General features: G+C 41.9%; 18 protein-coding genes and 2 pseudogenes. 9 read left to right on the forward strand and 11 right to left on the reverse strand.

Annotated features, from left to right (window positions below):
* From ACEN3Z_RS09695 to ACEN3Z_RS09715, 5 genes and pseudogenes are all read left to right on the forward strand, one after another.
* A pseudogene (locus ACEN3Z_RS09695) lies at positions 1–463 on the forward strand (IS21 family transposase); the annotation flags it as partial.
* The gene (locus ACEN3Z_RS09700; RefSeq protein ID WP_407090693.1) at positions 460–786 is read left to right on the forward strand and encodes a hypothetical protein; all 327 of its coding nucleotides are present in this window, start codon (positions 460–462) and stop codon (positions 784–786) included. The pseudogene ACEN3Z_RS09695 and the gene ACEN3Z_RS09700, both read left to right, overlap by 4 nt.
* The gene (locus tag ACEN3Z_RS09705; protein WP_407090694.1) at positions 787–1,101 is read left to right on the forward strand and encodes a hypothetical protein; all 315 of its coding nucleotides are present in this window, start codon (positions 787–789) and stop codon (positions 1,099–1,101) included.
* Positions 1,102–1,157: 56 nt separating this feature from the next.
* Positions 1,158–1,711: pseudogene (locus ACEN3Z_RS09710) on the forward strand (ATP-binding protein).
* A 14-nt stretch (positions 1,712–1,725) separates the two neighbouring features.
* The gene (locus ACEN3Z_RS09715; RefSeq protein WP_407090695.1) at positions 1,726–2,607 is read left to right on the forward strand and encodes a replication initiation protein; all 882 of its coding nucleotides are present in this window, start codon (positions 1,726–1,728) and stop codon (positions 2,605–2,607) included.
* Positions 2,608–2,640: 33 nt separating this feature from the next.
* Here ACEN3Z_RS09715 and ACEN3Z_RS09720 read toward each other — a convergent pair whose 3' ends face one another.
* Positions 2,641–2,958, reverse strand: coding sequence for a hypothetical protein (locus ACEN3Z_RS09720; RefSeq protein WP_407090696.1), 318 nt, complete (start codon positions 2,956–2,958; stop codon positions 2,641–2,643).
* A 602-nt stretch (positions 2,959–3,560) separates the two neighbouring features.
* Entirely contained in the window at positions 3,561–4,439 is an 879-nt protein-coding gene (locus tag ACEN3Z_RS09725; protein ID WP_407090697.1) for an RluA family pseudouridine synthase, read from the reverse strand.
* Positions 4,440–4,539: 100 nt separating this feature from the next.
* On the opposite strand from ACEN3Z_RS09725, the gene ACEN3Z_RS09730 reads away from it, so the two are divergent.
* Entirely contained in the window at positions 4,540–5,028 is a 489-nt protein-coding gene (locus ACEN3Z_RS09730) for a DUF1456 family protein (protein ID WP_407090698.1), read from the forward strand.
* Here the strand turns inward: ACEN3Z_RS09730 and ACEN3Z_RS09735 are convergent.
* The gene (locus tag ACEN3Z_RS09735; protein WP_407090699.1) at positions 5,025–5,447 is read right to left on the reverse strand and encodes a pyridoxamine 5'-phosphate oxidase family protein; all 423 of its coding nucleotides are present in this window, start codon (positions 5,445–5,447) and stop codon (positions 5,025–5,027) included. The genes ACEN3Z_RS09730 and ACEN3Z_RS09735 overlap by 4 nt on opposite strands.
* Before the next feature lie 195 nt (positions 5,448–5,642).
* Between ACEN3Z_RS09735 and ACEN3Z_RS09740 the strand changes: the two genes are divergently transcribed.
* Positions 5,643–6,308, forward strand: a complete 666-nt coding sequence (locus tag ACEN3Z_RS09740; protein WP_407090700.1) for a hypothetical protein — start codon at positions 5,643–5,645, stop codon at positions 6,306–6,308.
* Between the two features lie 426 nt (positions 6,309–6,734).
* On the opposite strand, the gene groL is transcribed toward ACEN3Z_RS09740, so the two are convergent.
* The 3 genes from groL to ACEN3Z_RS09755 all read right to left on the reverse strand — a co-directional run bounded on the left by groL (position 6,735) and on the right by ACEN3Z_RS09755 (position 9,478).
* The gene (groL, locus tag ACEN3Z_RS09745; RefSeq protein WP_407090701.1) at positions 6,735–8,366 is read right to left on the reverse strand and encodes a chaperonin GroEL; all 1,632 of its coding nucleotides are present in this window, start codon (positions 8,364–8,366) and stop codon (positions 6,735–6,737) included.
* A gap of 27 nt (positions 8,367–8,393) precedes the next feature.
* Positions 8,394–8,660, reverse strand: coding sequence for a co-chaperone GroES (locus tag ACEN3Z_RS09750; RefSeq protein WP_407090702.1), 267 nt, complete (start codon positions 8,658–8,660; stop codon positions 8,394–8,396).
* 155 nt (positions 8,661–8,815) lie between these two features.
* The gene (locus tag ACEN3Z_RS09755) at positions 8,816–9,478 is read right to left on the reverse strand and encodes a redox-sensing transcriptional repressor Rex (protein WP_407090703.1); all 663 of its coding nucleotides are present in this window, start codon (positions 9,476–9,478) and stop codon (positions 8,816–8,818) included.
* A gap of 318 nt (positions 9,479–9,796) precedes the next feature.
* Here ACEN3Z_RS09755 and abc-f point away from each other — a divergent pair, with 318 nt between their 5' ends.
* Complete coding sequence (abc-f, locus tag ACEN3Z_RS09760; protein ID WP_407090709.1) at positions 9,797–11,767, forward strand: ribosomal protection-like ABC-F family protein; 1,971 nt, start codon at positions 9,797–9,799, stop codon at positions 11,765–11,767.
* Between the two features lie 329 nt (positions 11,768–12,096).
* Here abc-f and ACEN3Z_RS09765 read toward each other — a convergent pair whose 3' ends face one another.
* The gene (locus ACEN3Z_RS09765; RefSeq protein ID WP_407090704.1) at positions 12,097–12,777 is read right to left on the reverse strand and encodes a hypothetical protein; all 681 of its coding nucleotides are present in this window, start codon (positions 12,775–12,777) and stop codon (positions 12,097–12,099) included.
* 419 nt (positions 12,778–13,196) lie between these two features.
* Between ACEN3Z_RS09765 and ACEN3Z_RS09770 the strand changes: the two genes are divergently transcribed.
* On the forward strand, positions 13,197–13,535 hold the full coding sequence (locus ACEN3Z_RS09770) for a YrhK family protein (protein WP_407090705.1): 339 nt from the start codon (positions 13,197–13,199) through the stop codon (positions 13,533–13,535).
* 194 nt (positions 13,536–13,729) lie between these two features.
* Here the strand turns inward: ACEN3Z_RS09770 and tsaD are convergent, their stop codons facing one another.
* The 4 genes from tsaD to tsaB are packed head-to-tail and all read right to left on the reverse strand — an operon-like array spanning position 13,730 to position 16,518.
* Entirely contained in the window at positions 13,730–14,752 is a 1,023-nt protein-coding gene (gene tsaD, locus ACEN3Z_RS09775) for a tRNA (adenosine(37)-N6)-threonylcarbamoyltransferase complex transferase subunit TsaD (protein ID WP_407090710.1), read from the reverse strand.
* Entirely contained in the window at positions 14,749–15,159 is a 411-nt protein-coding gene (gene rimI / locus ACEN3Z_RS09780; protein ID WP_407090706.1) for a ribosomal protein S18-alanine N-acetyltransferase, read from the reverse strand. The genes tsaD and rimI (ACEN3Z_RS09780) overlap by 4 nt, the downstream gene beginning before the upstream one ends.
* Positions 15,152–15,724 (reverse strand): ribosomal protein S18-alanine N-acetyltransferase, encoded by a 573-nt coding sequence (gene rimI, locus ACEN3Z_RS09785; protein WP_407090707.1) that lies wholly within the window; start codon positions 15,722–15,724, stop codon positions 15,152–15,154. Before rimI (ACEN3Z_RS09785) ends, rimI (ACEN3Z_RS09780) begins: the two co-directional genes overlap by 8 nt.
* Before the next feature lie 35 nt (positions 15,725–15,759).
* Positions 15,760–16,518 carry a tRNA (adenosine(37)-N6)-threonylcarbamoyltransferase complex dimerization subunit type 1 TsaB gene (gene tsaB / locus ACEN3Z_RS09790; protein ID WP_407090708.1) on the reverse strand — a complete coding sequence of 253 codons (759 nt, stop codon included), beginning with the start codon at positions 16,516–16,518 and terminating at the stop codon, positions 15,760–15,762.
* Positions 16,519–16,870: the final 352 nt, after the last annotated feature.

Raw genomic sequence — 16,870 nt, forward strand, 5'->3', positions numbered from 1 at the left:
ATGGAAAAGTAACCATCATCAAGAGTTACCTACTGCTGGATATGAACGACTTGAACATCCACCGGGGGAAGCCCAGTTAGATTTTGGCACAATGGAAGTGGAACACCAAGGGGTATTTAAAGATGTTAAAGCCTTAGTTTTGAGTTTTCCGTTTAGTAACGCTGGCTTTGCGGTCGCATTACCGAGTGAAAATCAAGAATGTTTACTGACCGGGATGACGCAACTGTTTGATCAAATTGGAGGCGTTCCACGAAAAATTCGCATTGACAATATGGTCACGGCTGTTGCACAACCGAAGACAAAATTTGAACCGGCTGTTCTTTCAGAAGGATTTCAACTCTTCACGTTACACTATGGGTTTGAGGTTCAAGTTTGTAATCCAGCCAGTGGGCATGAAAAAGGCAGCGTCGAAAACAAGGTGGGGTATGTCCGCTATAATTTCTTTTCGGATTCCCCCGCATGACTTCTTATCACGCATTGAATCAAGAACTTGAACAGACGTTACGTGATAAGAGACAAGCCATTCATTATGAAAAAGGTGTTCGAATTGAGGCATTATGGCAGACCGAGCAATACTCGTGTTTAGCTTTACCGGATGAAGCTTATCCAGTTTTCAAAGAAGTCGAACTCCAAGCTAACAAATTGAATGAAATCACATTGGGTCAAACACGGATTCACGTATTAAATGCGCGTCGTCATCCAAGATTAGTCGGTCATCTGACCTGGAATCGTTACCGTATCTTAACGCCTCAAGGTGAAATACTGGCCGAAGATTATCGACCTTAGATGAATAAGCAGCGGGCAATTCCTTGGATGGACATCTTAAAAGACTGGAAACAGCGGTTGGCCAAAATCCCCTACTCAAGGTATTGGAAATATTTACCAGGGAGACTTCAAGCTCACTTAGGGATCGATGATTTGCGCTTACTTTACCAACGGATTGATCAGTTAATCCATTTACTTGTCCACCATTCACTGATCGAGATCAATAAAAATTTTTATGAACTACTGGGACAAGAGATGCAAGAGAGTATCAGTGATGTGAATTGGCTGGCGTATGACGCGTTAACAGTGCCCTCAAACCAAGAGGTCACCTCATGAGCCAAACGATTGAAGCGCTTTGTCAAGAATTAAGGTTACCCAGTATCGCTCAATTAATGTCGACTGTTGAGGCACCAACGAAAGAAGAATGGTTATATCAGCTATTAACCCTTGAAGTCGAGTTGAAAGAAGCCCGTCGCATCGACCGATTAATAGCTCAGGCAAAATTTACTCATACGAAGACCTTAGAAATGTATGATTGGCACCCGCACATTCGACTGCCAGATAGTCATACTAGGGAACAGTTGGTGTCGCTCGCATTTATTCATGCTCGACAAAATTTAGTCTGTATCGGGGCGCCTGGTACTGGGAAATCCCATTTAGCGATTGGACTTGGCCGTAAAGCTTGTCAAAACGGTATTGAGACGCGCTTCTGGCGTGTTGGTGAGTTAGTGCTGCATTAGAAAAGGCTTGGCAAGAAAAACAACTCGAGCAGTTCAAAAAACAATTCAGACGGGTGAAGTTAATTATTCTAGATGAGATGGGATACGTCCCGTTTACGAAGAATGGCTCAGAATTACTCTTCCAACTTATTAGTGACTGGTATGAGCAGAAAAGCATTATTATCACCTCCAACCTTGAATTTAGCAGCTATAATCGAAAAACATAAGAAGAGGGATTTAAATGAGTAAAGAAGTTGTTAAATATCACAATGATTTGAACGCAATATCAATGCAGAACTGGACAAGCGAAGAAATGAATTTTTTCTTTTCGATTATCGCGAAATTACGTGATGTTAATACGCGCGAAATAACATTCACAAAACATAGTCTCGCTGATTTAGCAAATTATTCAATTACGCATAATAAACGATTTAAAAAAACAATCGAAGATTTAGTAAATAAAATCACTCAAATTCAGTACGTTAAACGTACACATAACTCTTTAGAAGTGATGGCACCGTTTCGTCTCTTTCGCGTGAAATGGAATAAAGATCTGAGTGATATGAGTATGATTGTGAAAGTTACAGAAGAGTTTGAATATGTTTTAAATCATTTAAATGTGCAGTTTACTTCGTACGAGTTAGCAGAATTCACTTCCATTCGATCAAAGTATGCTAAAACTGTCTATCGACTGCTAAAACAGTGGGAAACAATAGGAAAAAGAGAATTTAAAATTAGCGAATTCAAATTGTTATTAGGTACACCAATATACTACACACCAAGTGAAATTGACAAAAATATAATAAAAGTAGTTATGAATGAGCTATCGGCTTTTTTTAAAGATTTAAAAGTTAAAAAGTTAAAAAGTAACAGCAGAGGAACACCAGTAACAGGATACGCGTTCACGTGGAAACGCGAACAATCCGAAAGATGGATTGCTAAAAAATACGATAATAAGCAACATAAAAATAAAGATATAGTGCCAGGATGGTATGTAGAACAATCATCGAACACGTTAGAACAAGTATCAAATTCATCACAAAATAAAGAGATAGGTACTGACAAATACGAAGCTTACTTAAAAAAATTGCTCATATGTCTGATGAAACCGATTAAAGAATAGTCGTATATAAACCCTCTAAATCCATCTCCGGATTTAGGGGGTCACTACAGACTCTTCAGTTTCAACCTCTTCTGGCTCCTCTTGTACCTCTTCAGGTACTTCGCTTGAGCTTTCAGGCTCAGCGGGAACTTCCTCAGGTAATGTTTCTTCTACTGTAGGTTCTTCGTAGACTTCTTCAGGAATTGATTCTGGCACTTCCTCAATAATTGTCTCTTCGGGTACTGATTCTGTGCTCACACTAGTCTCAACAGTCGATTCTTGAGCATAAACTGTACTGATCGCTACTATTGGATCTAATAAGACGTTTAAACTAAGTAATACAACTGTTAATATACTAATTTTTCTATTCATAGTCATTGCTCTCCTTTTCTTACCATTATTATCATATAAATCCAACCAAGTTTCCAAATTCAATCAAACTACCGATGATACTGATAAATTTTGATTTTAATCGCGAATATTTTACTCCTTTCTTTGAAAATACCTATCACATAAATCGTCATCATTCCCTAACCATCGGTCTTATCGAGTTGATTTTCTCGACATACATTAAAGTATAGCAAGGAATTTTTTATAAAAAAATCATCATGATTTTTACCTTCGATATAATTTTTCGCCAATTCTAAATCCTGGTTCGGGTTCTTTATTACTAATAAAAGCTTTGTTGTCACTTAGCACCTCGATCTTTTTAAGTAATAATGTATCATTATTATAATAATACAGATTTTTAAGAAACTAAAGAAACTTCTCTTATATAAATAAACGCTTTTTAACTTGCCTGTAAACAATTTGCGGGGCGTCGTGAGTGTGAACGACGTACCGTATTTTAAAATGCGAAGTGTCGTGCGCTAACACGATGAACCGCATGTCGATTTGCGGTTCGTCGAGCCGGTGCTCGACGCCCTTTTCTATTGATCAAATCGAAAAAAGTCACCCTGTCGGATGACTTTTCTTTATCTTGATAGCTTTAGGAAGCTTTTTGGTGCTTGGGATGTGAATCTCACTACTTTTCCTGTACTTGGGTGAGTGAAGGCGATGGTAGTTGCGTGCAAGCCGAGGCGTTTCAGCGGATTCGTTCGTGCGCTGTATTTTTTATCGCCGGCAACTGGGTGGCCGATGTCTTCCATATGAATACGGATTTGGTTTTTGCGTCCTGTTTCAAGTTCAACCTCCAATAAAGTATAGTTCGCACTATTTTGCTTTTTCTTGAAGTGGGTAATTGCGTGCTTGCCACCGTTATCGTAGTCGTTTGAATAGACTTTCATCGTTTTACTTTCGGTTAGCCAAGATTCTATCTTCCCCTGGGGTTTGCGAACGACGCCTTCAACCAACGCAGTATAGATGCGTTCTTTGACAATCGTGTGCCAGTTTTCTTGCAATTTTTCTTTAACTTCTTCGGTTTTAGCGTAGATCATGACGCCAGATGTGTCGCGGTCCAGGCGGTGCACGACGAAGATGCGGTTACGGCGGTTGCCTTCTTGCACGTATTTTGTGACTTGACGGTAGGCTGTATCTTCTGCGTAGTCTCTGCCAGCTACGGATAGGATACCCGCTTCTTTGTCAATCACGATGAGGTCATCGTCTTCATGTAAGATTTTTACGCCTTCAAGCGCAGCGGTCTTTTTCGCTCCTTCATTGGATAAAACGCCGACTTTTTGCCCTTTCTTCAATGGATGATTAAATTGTGTGACAGCTTTTCCATCGACAAAGAACTGCCCACGCGCTAGCATGGATTTAACATTGTTGCGACTCTTTGGTGCTAATTGGTTGATCATAAATTTGAGTAATTCGGTTGCTTCTTCGGCTGTGTAATAGGTCATATGTTTGTTCATTCAACTCACCTTTTCATTTACTTCTTATCTTTGTAGTATAGCAGAAAAATACGCCAAAGTTTGGTATAATCACCCTACAAGATGAAAGGTAGGCAATTAAATGAATAATAATGATCGATTAACCCGCTTGCGTTACGCCCTCGACATCAAGGACGAGGACATGATAATTATTTTCCAGATGGGTGGTTTGGCCGTTAGCCAAGCAGAATTACTCGCTTTCTTAGATAAAATACCTAACGAAGACAGACTCGCTGAAAATGAGTATGCAGAGAATTTAAGTGATGCAGCTTTCGAACGCTTTTTAAATGGTTTAATTATTTCACAACGTGGGGTAAAAGACGGTGCCAGTGGCCCAGCATTAGAGTTAAACTCGCAAAACGCGAATAACTTATTACTGAAAAAAGTGAAGATTGCGTTGAAATTAACGAGTGAGGATATGTTAGACATTTTAAATTTGGCAGGGGTTGAGCTTTCTAACAGCGAATTAAGTGCTGTTTTACGCAAAGAAGGCCACCGCAATTATAAGCCCTGCGGCGACCGGTATGCGCGTAATTTCCTCAAAGGTTTGGCGATTGATTACCGAAGTTAGATTTCGAAAGTGTACTTGTGCCCTTGAGACATGCTGTGATAGAAGCCTTCGCCTTCGTATAAATGAAAAACTTGCATGCCTTGGCGAATGTCGTCATCTGGATACACTTGCTCAACATATGGATTGTTCGTAAGCAGTTCCTGAAGGCGGTCTTTCCCAACTTGGCGCACTTTTCCCTCGATTCGGATCACTTGAACGAGATAGCCTTCTTCAGACATTGTGGTAATAGCGATATTTGGATTGTGCTTAAGTTGTTTATAAAAATCCGTCGTGGGACTGGTCATGAAAAAGACGCCCTGCTCGTTAGCAACGCCGATATGGGCATGTCTCGCATGCGGTTTTCCGTTCTCGTCCACCGTTGCAAAGACAGCAACTTTCATATCTTTTTCCAGAATTTGCATAATATCATTTACTTCCATGTTAACACTCCTTCGCTCTTTATTTTCTTTTATTATAGCATATGGATTCGCTTTTATAAAATTATTTTATATAGGTGAAATGTAACACAAATGTGAAGAGGATATGATATTTTCAAGTGGATATTGCTTTTTATTACCGATAACTGTACATTAGATATATTAATGAATGAATATGGTCTGACCATAGGGGGAAGAATGTTGAAAAAATTAATCTTATTTAGTTCTTTATTTATACTAGGCGGGTGTGGGTACTTGGACTCAGAACCACCAGCTGGGAGAACTGAGGGCTACGTACACGAACCCGTCCAAGATGGAAATGGTAATAAAAATGAAGAAGCAGAAATACAAACAGATTCTGAATCAGCAGTTGAGACTGAAAAAGTTTCTGAAGTGGAGACGAACACTGAAGACGAGGTCAAACTTGGGATGGCAATCTTTGTGCCAGATCCCGAATTAATGGTGTACTTACCGATTGAAGTGGCCGAAGAAGAGCTAGATTATACAGAAGATGAGTTAATTTACTGGAATAACTTGGCGATTGAATACGGACTGCCAACTTACGATGGTGTCAGCGACTTTAACTTATTCGCTACTGCAGTGCAACAAGCGATAGACGCTGCACAAGAATCTGTGTATGAAGAACCTGTCTATGAGGAGCCTGTTTACGAAGAACCGGAGTCTTCATACGAAGAGCCGTCTTACGAGGAACCAGATTCTTCATATGAGGAACCTTCTTACGAAGAGCCCATTGATGAAGGTTCTCTACCAGAAGAAGAAACTCCAAGTAATGATTATTATAATTACGATTTCAGTAATAATAGTAATCGCAGCACTGTGTTTGGCAATGATGAAAGTGAATAGAGTTTAGGTGAGAACCGCTGATCTGGGAATGTTTCCTGGGTCGGCGTTTTTTTGTGTGGATTTTGGTTTGCGGGGTGTCGAGTGGTGGCACGACACTCCGTATTTTCATTTGCGGTACGTCGAGTCGGATCACGACGCTACGGAAATTTAGTTGCGGGGCGTCGTGTGGTGGCACGACACTCCGTATTTTCATTTGCGGTACGTCGAGTCGGATCACGACGCTATGGAAATTTAGTTGCGGGGCGTCGTGTGGTGACACGACACTCCGTATTTTCATTTGCGGTACGTCGAGTCGGATCACGACGCCCCGCATTTTCAAGAAAGCTCACTGAAAACTCAAAAAACCTCCCAACCTACTTCATCACTGAGATAAAGTAAGCCGGGAGGCCATTTTATATTAAATTATCTTACTTCTTAAGCTTCAGCTTACATCATGCCTGGCATTCCGCCACCCATGCCGCCTCCGCCCATTCCCATGTCTGGTGTTTCTGATGGGATGTCTGCAACAACTGCTTCGGTTGTTAATAGTAATGCGGCAACTGAGGCTGCATTTTGTAGGGCTGTACGTGTTACTTTAGTTGGGTCTACGATACCAGCGTCGATCATGTTTTCGAATTGACCTGTGGCTGCGTTGTAGCCGATACCTTTGTCTGACGTACGGATTTGTGACACAACGACTGAACCTTCTGCGCCGGCATTTTCAGCGATTTGGCGAATTGGTTCTTCAAGTGCGCGAGCAACGATTGAGATTCCTGTTGCTTCGTCGCCTTCTGCTTCAAGTGCGTTCACTGCGTCTTGAACGTTCACAAGTGCAGTTCCCCCACCTGCTACGATACCTTCAGCAACTGCGGCACGTGTTGCGTTTAATGCATCTTCGATACGTAGTTTGATTTCTTTTTGTTCTGTTTCAGTTGCAGCACCGACTTTGATGACTGCTACTCCGCCACCTAATTTAGCTAGGCGTTCTTGTAATTTTTCACGGTCGAATTCACTTGTTGTTTCTTCGATTTGTCCGCGGATTAAGCCAACGCGGTTTTCGATTTGTTCTTTAGATCCAGCACCTTCAACGATGGTTGTGCTGTCTTTTGTTACTGAAACTTTACCAGCTGTACCTAAGTGGTCTGGTGTTGCATCTTTTAACTCAAAGCCTAATTCTTCTGAAATTACTGTTGCACCAGTCAGAATCGCTAAGTCTTCTAACATTGCTTTACGACGGTCACCAAATCCTGGTGCTTTAACGGCAACCACATTTAATGTTCCGCGTAATTTATTTAATACTAGTGTTGGTAATGCTTCGCCTTCAATATCTTCTGCGATAATTAATAATGGACGGCTTGTTTGCATAACACTTTCTAATAAAGGTAGTACATCTTGGATGTTTGTAATTTTACGGTCAGTAATTAATACATATGGGTTCTCTAAGTCTGCAACCATTTTTTCATTGTCAGTTACCATGTACTGAGATAAGTAACCACGGTCAAATTGCATTCCTTCAACCACTGATAATTCTGTATCAATCGATTGTGAATCTTCAATTGTGATGACACCATCTTGGCCAACTTTTTCCATTGCGTCAGCGATTAATTCCCCTACTTTTTCATCTCCTGAAGAAACTGATGCGACTTGTGCAATCGATTCTTTTGAAGAAACGGGTTGAGATAATGATTGTAAAGCTTCAACCGCTGCACGTGTTGCCATTTCGATTCCGCGACGGATGCCAACTGGGTTTGCACCTGAAGTCACATTTTTCATACCTTCACGAGCGATTGCTTGAGTTAATAATGTTGCGGTCGTTGTCCCGTCACCGGCGATGTCGTTCGTTTTTGAAGCGACTTCCATGACTAACTGTGCACCCATATTCTCGAAGCGATCTTCCAATTCGATCTCGCGAGCGATTGTTACACCATCATTTGTAATTGTTGGTGATCCAAATTGTTGATCTAATACTACATTACGCCCTTTTGGCCCTAATGTTACTTTAACTGTATCTGCTAAGATATCAACTCCACGTAGTAGAGCTGCACGTGCATCTTCTGAAAATCTTAAATCTTTTGCCATATAATATTCTCTCCTTTAAATTCGATATTATGCTAAGACTGCTAATAAATCTTTGTGTTCAATAATCATCAATGACTCTTCGCCATGTTCAACTTCTGTTCCAGAATAATTCTTGAAGAACACTGTGTCGCCAACTTTAACGCCATCTTTTTCTTCGATCTCTGGTCCAATTGCCACAATTTCACCGTATTGTTCTTTTTCTTTGGCTGAACTTGGTAATACGAAACCACTTGCTGTCGTTTCTTCTGTTTCTGCCACTTTGATAACAACACGTTTTCCTAAAGGTTTAATCATATTATACCCTCCAAATGATTTTATTTTTATATTTAGCACTCGTTTTATTTGAGTGCTAATGGTTTAATCTTATAATAGTCTAAATTGGTCAAAAAATCAAGTCATAGAATTATCTTTTTCGAAAAAAAAGGCACACCTTTTGGCGTGCTTTACAATTATTTTTTTTCAAAATCAGAGAAATCCTCTGCATCATCCTTATTACTATCAATGAAGTAAATGAGTGTCTGTAGTTCATTCGTCAGGTCCACATTTTGAACACGAACGCTGCGCGGTACATCAAATCTAAGTGGCGTGAAGTTCATGATTCCTTTCACTCCCGCCTCGATAATTCGGTTCACTATATCCCCTGCGACGTCTTGTGGGACTGATAAAATAATAATTTCAATTTGTTGTTGTTCGATTTGCTCTTCCAATTCATCCATTGAATAAACTGGGACACCACGTTGAATTGTTCCAATTATGTCAGTATTTACATCAAACGCGGCTCCAATTCGAACATTGCTATTCTTCCGGAAATTGTAGTTAATCAGTGCATTTCCCAAATTACCTACACCAACCAGACCAACCGACGTTAAGCGATCTTGATTTAAAATACGCGAGAAAAAGTCTAATAAGTGATCTACATCGTAACCGTAACCACGTTTCCCCAATGCCCCAAAATATGAAAAGTCACGACGAATGGTCGCACTATCTACTTTTACAGCTTCACTTAATTCCGTTGAAGAAATGCGCTTTTTCCCTGCATGTTGCAAGAATCGTAAATACCTATGGTAGATGGGTAATCTCAAGGCAGTCGCTTTTGGTATTTCTTTTGCCATAAATTGCCTCCTCCTAGGTTTATCTATATCTAATTTTTAAGTCATGCTCATTATAGCACTCCTTCACAAAATTTGTCCAAATGTAACCTTCGAGGGTTTACATTTATTGTGAACTCCGAGCCTATTTAGCCTAACTTTTATATTCTAATATATTTTATAGTGAGAATAAAGCTTTTTATGTGAAATATTATGCAAAATGTACATTAATTCGAATATGGTGGTGGTTGGGTGAGGAATTTCATTTTATTATTTTATATTTTGTTAAATAGGTGTGTGTGGGCTATAATAATTAAGAGTTCAAATAGAAGGAGTCATCGAATGATTTTACTACAAGCTAATGACGTTGCGCGTCGCTTTGCTGATGTGACGCTGTATGAGAAAGTTTCATTTAATATCCAAACGAATGACCGCATTGCTCTTGTTGGGCGAAATGGTGCGGGAAAATCGACATTAATAAGTCAAATTATGAAAACAGAACCGATTTCTGCAGGGGAAATTACACGCTCACGCGATTTGCGGGTGGGTTATTTAGAGCAGCATGTATCGATTGATTCAAACCGCTCGATTTGGGAGGAGATGTTACATGTCTTCTCGGATACCTTGGCCTTGCGCGAAAAGGCGGAGGTGGCAGCTGAGCGAGTGGCTGAGTTGAGTGAGGATTGGGAATCGAAGGAATATCAAAATGCCTTAAGTGCCTATGATCAGATTCAACAACAGTTGGCAGAATCGAACGCCTATGGGGTTGAGTCGGAAATCCGGACGGTCTTACATGGCTTTCAATTTTATGAGGAAGATTACGACCGCCCTGTTGAATCGCTATCGGGTGGGCAAAAAACTAGACTCGCTTTGGCGCGTATTTTGCTAATGTCTTATGATCTTTTAATCTTGGATGAGCCGACTAACCACTTGGATATGCAGACACTCAACTGGCTCGAAGGCTACTTGCGTGGTTACCGGGGTGCGCTGTTGATTGTATCGCATGACCGTTACTTTTTAAATCGGGTGGCCAATCAAGTCCTCGAGTTGCGTAACAATACGTTGCATACGTATAAAGGGAATTATGATTTTTATTTAAAAGAGAAAGCATTGCGCATGGAACAAGAGTGGAAAGAATACCAGAAGCAACAAAATGAGATTGAGAAATTGGAAGAATTTGTTGCAAAAAATATTGTCCGAGCGTCTACGACGAAACGTGCGCAGAGTCGCCGGAAAAAATTAGAAAAAATGGACCGTATCGAAAAACCGAAGCAAGATACGAGAGCACCGCGAATTGAGTTCAGTGCAAGTCGCGACAGCGGAAACCGTGTGATTGAAACGCGCGACTTGACGATTGGTTATGAAGAGCCGATTGCTAAAACTATAAATATGGACTTGCGTCGCCAAGATGCGATTGCGATTGTAGGGCCGAATGGGGTCGGAAAGACGACTTTCTTGAAGACTATTTTACAACAAATCCCTGCGCTTTCTGGGGAAGTTATTCTCGGAAGTAATGTCGATATTGGTTACTATGACCAAAATGTGAATCAGTTGGATGGAAATCAAACAGTGTTGGAGACGCTGTGGCAAGCGCACGATACAACCGATGAATGGAAAGTGCGTTCGATTTTAGGGAGTTTCTTGTTTAGTGGCGAGACGGTTGAGAAGAAAGTGTCGATGCTGAGTGGTGGCGAAAAGGCCCGCCTGAGCTTGGCACTGCTGGCGACCGATCATGACAATACTTTGTTATTAGATGAGCCGACCAACCACTTAGACATTGATAGTAAGGAAGTTCTGGAAGAAGCGTTAATTGATTACGACGGCACGCTACTGTTCGTGTCGCACGACCGCTATTTTATTAACCGCATTGCGACCAACATTTTGGAAATATCACCTGATGGCGCGTCGCTTTATTTAGGTGATTATGATTACTATATTGAGAAAAAACGTGAGTTAGAGGAAATCGAAGCTTTACGTGAGCAAGATAGTCAGGACGAGGCCACTCCTAATAAGGAAATGTCTCAAAACCAGTTCACTTATGAAGAAACAAAAGCTTTGAAAAAGGACTTGCGGAAACTTCAAACTAAAGTCGATGAGGCAATGGCAGAAAGTGAAGCCATGGATGCCTTGATCACAAAGCTTGAAGCGGATATGTTAACGGCGAATGAAGCCAATGACCAACCTGAGTTAGCTGATTTGAATAAAAAATTGATTCAAGCAAACGAGCGTCAAACCAATGCGCTGGAAACTTGGGAAGAGGCAAGTATTGAACTTGAGGCTTTCATGGAAGAGCATCCGGGAATTGAGATTTAGATATAGCACGAGAAAAACACCAAACTTTGTGAGAAGTTTGGTGTTTTTTGTTGAGTGTTATTGGTTGCGGGGCGTCGTGAGCGTGCACGACACTACGGAAATTGGCTTGCGGAGTGTCGTGAGTATGCACGACGCTACGCATTCGGATTTGCGGGGCGTCGCGGGCATGCACGACACTACGCATTTGGATTTGCGGTACGTCGCGGGCGTGCACGACACTACGCATTCGGATTTGCGGTACGTCGCGCACGAACACGACCCCCCGCAAATCCCGAAAATACTTCTAAGGTTATATTTTCCCAGAGGTTTTTTGGTTTCATTTTATAAAATTACGGGACAACCCAGCCTTTCACAATCCCCCGCGCTTGAAGTTGAGCAGCGGTTACGCCTGCCTTATCGGCCATATGATTTTCCGCTTGGCTTGGGACAATATACTCATCAAGCAGGACTCGCGATTTTTCCACAAATCCGAGCTCAATGAAGCGCGGATCTGCTACTTGATATTGTGTCCCGATTCGCACAGCCTGGTTAACTTCATCGGAGAATCGCACCCAGGCCTGACTCACAACATATTCGCTCCCGCCAATTCGAAAGACGTACCCGCCTTGTTGCGTCGCTCCTAAATATTCAACCGGCTCGCTGACAAACATTTTCTCGTAAAAACCAACCGCTTCAAATCCTTCATCAAAATACCCATCCCGGTAAGCCTTCATTTCCATAGCTTGGTACGGCATATCGATCATGAAAAATGTTCGTTTGAAGTTGCGAATTGCGGCAGACTCTTTACTCGCTTGCTCAATTAAATCACCGTATTGAGAATATCCCCGAACAACTCCTACCCCAAATATTGTGAAAGCGATAAGGGTTAGAATGAGTATTATTTTTGGGATTAATAAATTAACATAATACAGACAGGAAACTAGTAAAATAGAGAGAATAATTACGACTAATAAACCCCAAGCAAAATATCCATAATAAAATTGCTCCATCGCTATCCATTGTTCGTACATATTAGCCCCCTCTTGAATTTAGTTACTTTATTTTAATACATTCTGGATAAAAAATCTATTGGAACATGCGATTGGCTAGTGGGTTTGGGCGTCGCGGATCGGCGCGATAAACCGTAAACATGGATACGGAGTGTCGTGAGTCAGCACGATACTACGGAAATTGGCTTGTGGAGTGTCGTGAGCGTGCACGACACTCCGCATTTGAGTTTGCGGTACGTCGCGAGCTTGCACGACACTCCGCATTTGAGTTTGTGGTACGTCGTGAGCGTGCGCGACACTCCGTATTCGGATTTGCGGTTCATGATGAATAGAAGTTGTTCATCTAAAGCAACCGCCTATCCATACACCCTTTCAATCGCAATCTCAATTTCGAATATGTATAATGAATGTACCCACGGTCAACTAAAGGAGGAACTACCGTGCCTGAAATCAAACATAAGGAACGCGAGCCACACCTTGATAAAGAAGAAGACGTTATCATCAAGTCAGAACGCTTTCGAATTTATTTTCAAAATTACTATACAATTATTTCTTTAGTCAATGATATTCTTACCGGTGGCCTATATTTTATAGGGAGTATTTCAAATATTCTAGGAGCACCCGTTATAATCGGAAATATCGCATACTTGGTAGGGGGATTTTTTCTACTTATGCGTCCCATTTTGAAAATTTTCCGAAATGTATTTATCTATAATGAAGAAAAGTACCAACGTGAGGTTATCGATGTGGAAATAGAAAATGAAGATCAGTCCGAATAACTCGATGATATTTATCCACAGTTCAACATATACAACTAAGTTTATCGCTTTTTCCGGCATGCGGAGTGTCGTGATAAGGCGCGACACTCCGTATTCGGATTTGCGGTACGTCGCGACGCCTCTCGACGCCCCGCATGCTACAAAAAAGCCTCTGAGGTTTATTTCCTCAGAGGCCTGTCCCATTCTTATTTTCCCTACTCACCTAACATCAAACCAGGGATCGCATTGATATCTAATTCACTGAAGTCTTTGTCTGCATACATATGATGTGCGCTGGCTCCGATCATCGCTGCATTATCTCCGCACAATTTTAAGGGTGGGATAATTAATTCTACATTTGGAAATTCAGTGGCTAGGCGCGTTGACAACTCCCCGCGCAGTCCGGAGTTGGCTGCGACTCCACCGGCTAAGATAAATTGGCGCACTTCTGGATATTCGCGCAAAGCTTTGCTTGCTTTTTCTACCAGCACTTCTACGGCTGCCGTTTGGAAGCTCGCGGCCAAATCTTCAGGTACAATCTCGTCGCCACGCTGTTTAGCGTTGTGCACGGTGTTCATTACGGCACTTTTCATGCCGGAAAAGCTGAAGTCGAAATTGTCCTCATGCATCATCGCACGCGGAATTGCGTATGCTTCAGGATTTCCTTTGCCGGCTAACTCGTCTAAATATTTTCCAGCGGGGTAAGGCAAGTCTAGAATCCGTCCCACTTTGTCGTACGCTTCACCAACGGCGTCATCTTGCGTTTCACCAATAATTTCAAATGAAAATTCTTCTTTCATATAAACGAGTTCAGTATGTCCACCACTGACAATCAGCGCCATTAATGGAAACTTCAACGGTTTGACCAATTGACTGGCGTAAATGTGACCAGCTAAATGGTTGACTGCCAGCAATGGTTTGTTGTGCACCATTGCTAAAGTTTTTCCAGCTGTCACCCCTACTAATAAAGCGCCCACGAGTCCAGGTCCTTGCGTAACTGCGACCGCGTCCATGTCAGCGACGCCGTGGCCACTCTCCTCTAAAGCCATATCAATCACTTGGGTAATTTGCTCCACATGGTGACGGCTCGCCACTTCGGGCACGACTCCACCAAATCGCATGTGACTTTTTATTTGTGATGCGACGATATTTGATAAGATTTCTCGTCCGTCTTGAACGACCGCCACACTTGTCTCGTCACAACTTGTTTCAATAGCTAATATTAATGATTCACTCACTCGATCTCCTCCTTTCGCCAAACCATATTGACCGCATCGTCCTGCGGATTTGAATAATAATTCTCTCTTACCGACACCAGCTCAAACCCCACACTTTGGTACAATTTTATCGCCACTTGGTGTTGGCTTCGCACCTCTAGAAAGGCACTGTCAACGTCTTTTAAAGCCCTTTTCAATAAACTATTTCCTAAACGGCGCCCGCGAAATCGCGGATGCATGTACACGCGCAGGACTTCGAGTTCGCCGAACAACACTTGCCCAGCAACGTAACCTTGAATCGTGTTCCCGTCGCACAAAAACCAGTAGCGCATGAAGCGGTTTGTTAACTCACTTTCGAACTGTTCTGGGGTCCATCCAAAGTCATGTAAACTTTCCATAATAAAATTGCGCTCAATTTGTTTAAGCATTAGGCATCTCCCGTTTTAATAAAAAGGCTGTTTCTTTGTTGTCTGAATAATAATTTTCCTTGATGCCATGCTTCTTAAAATCTTGTCCGTAATATAAACTTTGCGCAATCGTGTTAGATTCGCGCACTTCGAGCGTAATTATTGGCACTTCTTCGATTTCAGCTAAGCGAATCCACAAGTCGAGTAATTTTGAGCCGAGTCTTTGGTTTTGATATTTTTCCCGGACTAATAAATGACTGATGTGCGCACCCTTTGCAAGAAACCGCCCTGAAATCATGGCTACGACCTCTTTATTGGTCGTATCTTCCACTAAAATATAGACGCAATACGGATTTCTTAACCAATCGTGTTCAAAATCTTGTTGAGTCCAGGCGTGGAAGCCTTTGTAGGCATCATTTTCCAATTCTATAAAAAGCGGTACGTCCTCAGCTTTCGCAAGTCGTATGCTAAAAGACTGGTCCGAACGGCTCCATAGAGGCTCTTCATCAATAATTGGCCTAATTCGGTCCATGATAATATGATTCACTTGCCTCGCATTTTGAATGCGTCTAATAAATTCTTGCATCACACTTACCTGCAACTTTCTATCAAAAAATTTAATCATTTAAAATCAATAAGTTCGTCTGGATTGAGAGTATCGCTGTCCGATTTCTCCGCCCACTCTTGTTCCGCCAAAGTCGCGTGTGCATAATTAGGTGCTAATAAGGTTGGCTCCTCAATTTGCGTCCAAGGGACTTTTCCAAAAGCGTGCACTGTATGTGGATAAGCGTTCCAGTCGTCGATAACTATGAGTTTAGTCGTCGGCAACTGACGGGTTGCCATTTCCACAAATTCATCAATGTCGGTCCCGATTAATGTTAGCTCACTGTTTGGGTTTATGTGTTTTTTAATTTTCGCTAAAAATTCTTCGAATTTTATATGTTGATCGTACTCAACGGCTTGTAAAACAGCTTGGTTATCATATTGATACAAAGCGGTATAAGCCGTCTGGCGCCGGGCATCCATAATTGGTAGGACAAAATCGGTCTGTTTTGAAGCCGATCCAGCCATTAAAGCCAGCGAGGAAACGCTATATAGAGGCAATTTCGTCGCGTTCGCCCATACTTTTGCGAAGGTCACACCGATGCGCAGTCCCGTGTATGAGCCCGGCCCGTTTCCGACAATAATTGCGTCAATATCACTCATTTTCCAATCGACTTGCTTTAAAATATTTTCAACCGCAGGTGCGAGTGTCTGGCCGTGCTGACGCTTGCCCAAGGTTGTGGTTGAGGCTTTTATAGTAAAATCCGTTGGCAACTCGCCCTCGGCTAAAGCCACGGACAGCGCCTTTGTTGATGAATCAAATGTAATGAATTTCATAATAACCTCCTTTAATCAATTTACGTGCATTCATATTATCATAATTCAGTCGCTCGTTCCATAATACGGGGTGAAATATGGGGTGGATGTGAGCTTGCGGGGCGTCGTGAGATGGTTCGACGCTACGCAAATCAGTTTACGGAGCGTCGCGGGTCAGCACGATGAACCGTATTCGCGATTGCGTAGTGTCGCGAGGCGGTGCGACGCTACGCAAATCAGTTTCCGTGTCAAGTCCATAATCTTGTGTAAAAGTCTCAATGTAGTTATATCATCTGGTCATCATGCACATTACACTTGTAAGAATGTCCGAGCGTTATTTTCCCAATTTTCGTGGAAATCAATTAATATCGAA

Source organism: Ruoffia sp. FAM 26254 (assembly GCF_045528545.1).
Classification (GTDB): Bacteria; Bacillota; Bacilli; order Lactobacillales; family Aerococcaceae; genus Ruoffia; species Ruoffia halotolerans.

Bases quoted from the DNA above. Each gene is read 5' to 3' on its own strand.
- ACEN3Z_RS09700 (WP_407090693.1), top strand. From the start codon at position 460: ATGACTTCTTATCACGCATTGAATCAAGAACTTGAACAGACGTTACGT.
- ACEN3Z_RS09705 (WP_407090694.1), top strand. From the start codon at position 787: ATGAATAAGCAGCGGGCAATTCCTTGGATGGACATCTTAAAAGACTGG.
- ACEN3Z_RS09715 (WP_407090695.1), top strand. From the start codon at position 1,726: ATGAGTAAAGAAGTTGTTAAATATCACAATGATTTGAACGCAATATCA.
- ACEN3Z_RS09720 (WP_407090696.1), bottom strand. From the start codon at position 2,958: ATGAATAGAAAAATTAGTATATTAACAGTTGTATTACTTAGTTTAAAC.
- ACEN3Z_RS09725 (WP_407090697.1), bottom strand. From the start codon at position 4,439: ATGAACAAACATATGACCTATTACACAGCCGAAGAAGCAACCGAATTA.
- ACEN3Z_RS09730 (WP_407090698.1), top strand. From the start codon at position 4,540: ATGAATAATAATGATCGATTAACCCGCTTGCGTTACGCCCTCGACATC.
- ACEN3Z_RS09735 (WP_407090699.1), bottom strand. From the start codon at position 5,447: ATGGAAGTAAATGATATTATGCAAATTCTGGAAAAAGATATGAAAGTT.
- ACEN3Z_RS09740 (WP_407090700.1), top strand. From the start codon at position 5,643: ATGTTGAAAAAATTAATCTTATTTAGTTCTTTATTTATACTAGGCGGG.
- groL (WP_407090701.1), bottom strand. From the start codon at position 8,366: ATGGCAAAAGATTTAAGATTTTCAGAAGATGCACGTGCAGCTCTACTA.
- ACEN3Z_RS09750 (WP_407090702.1), bottom strand. From the start codon at position 8,660: ATGATTAAACCTTTAGGAAAACGTGTTGTTATCAAAGTGGCAGAAACA.
- ACEN3Z_RS09755 (WP_407090703.1), bottom strand. From the start codon at position 9,478: ATGGCAAAAGAAATACCAAAAGCGACTGCCTTGAGATTACCCATCTAC.
- abc-f (WP_407090709.1), top strand. From the start codon at position 9,797: ATGATTTTACTACAAGCTAATGACGTTGCGCGTCGCTTTGCTGATGTG.
- ACEN3Z_RS09765 (WP_407090704.1), bottom strand. From the start codon at position 12,777: ATGTACGAACAATGGATAGCGATGGAGCAATTTTATTATGGATATTTT.
- rimI (WP_407090706.1), bottom strand. From the start codon at position 15,159: ATGCTTAAACAAATTGAGCGCAATTTTATTATGGAAAGTTTACATGAC.
- rimI (WP_407090707.1), bottom strand. From the start codon at position 15,724: ATGCAAGAATTTATTAGACGCATTCAAAATGCGAGGCAAGTGAATCAT.
- tsaB (WP_407090708.1), bottom strand. From the start codon at position 16,518: ATGAAATTCATTACATTTGATTCATCAACAAAGGCGCTGTCCGTGGCT.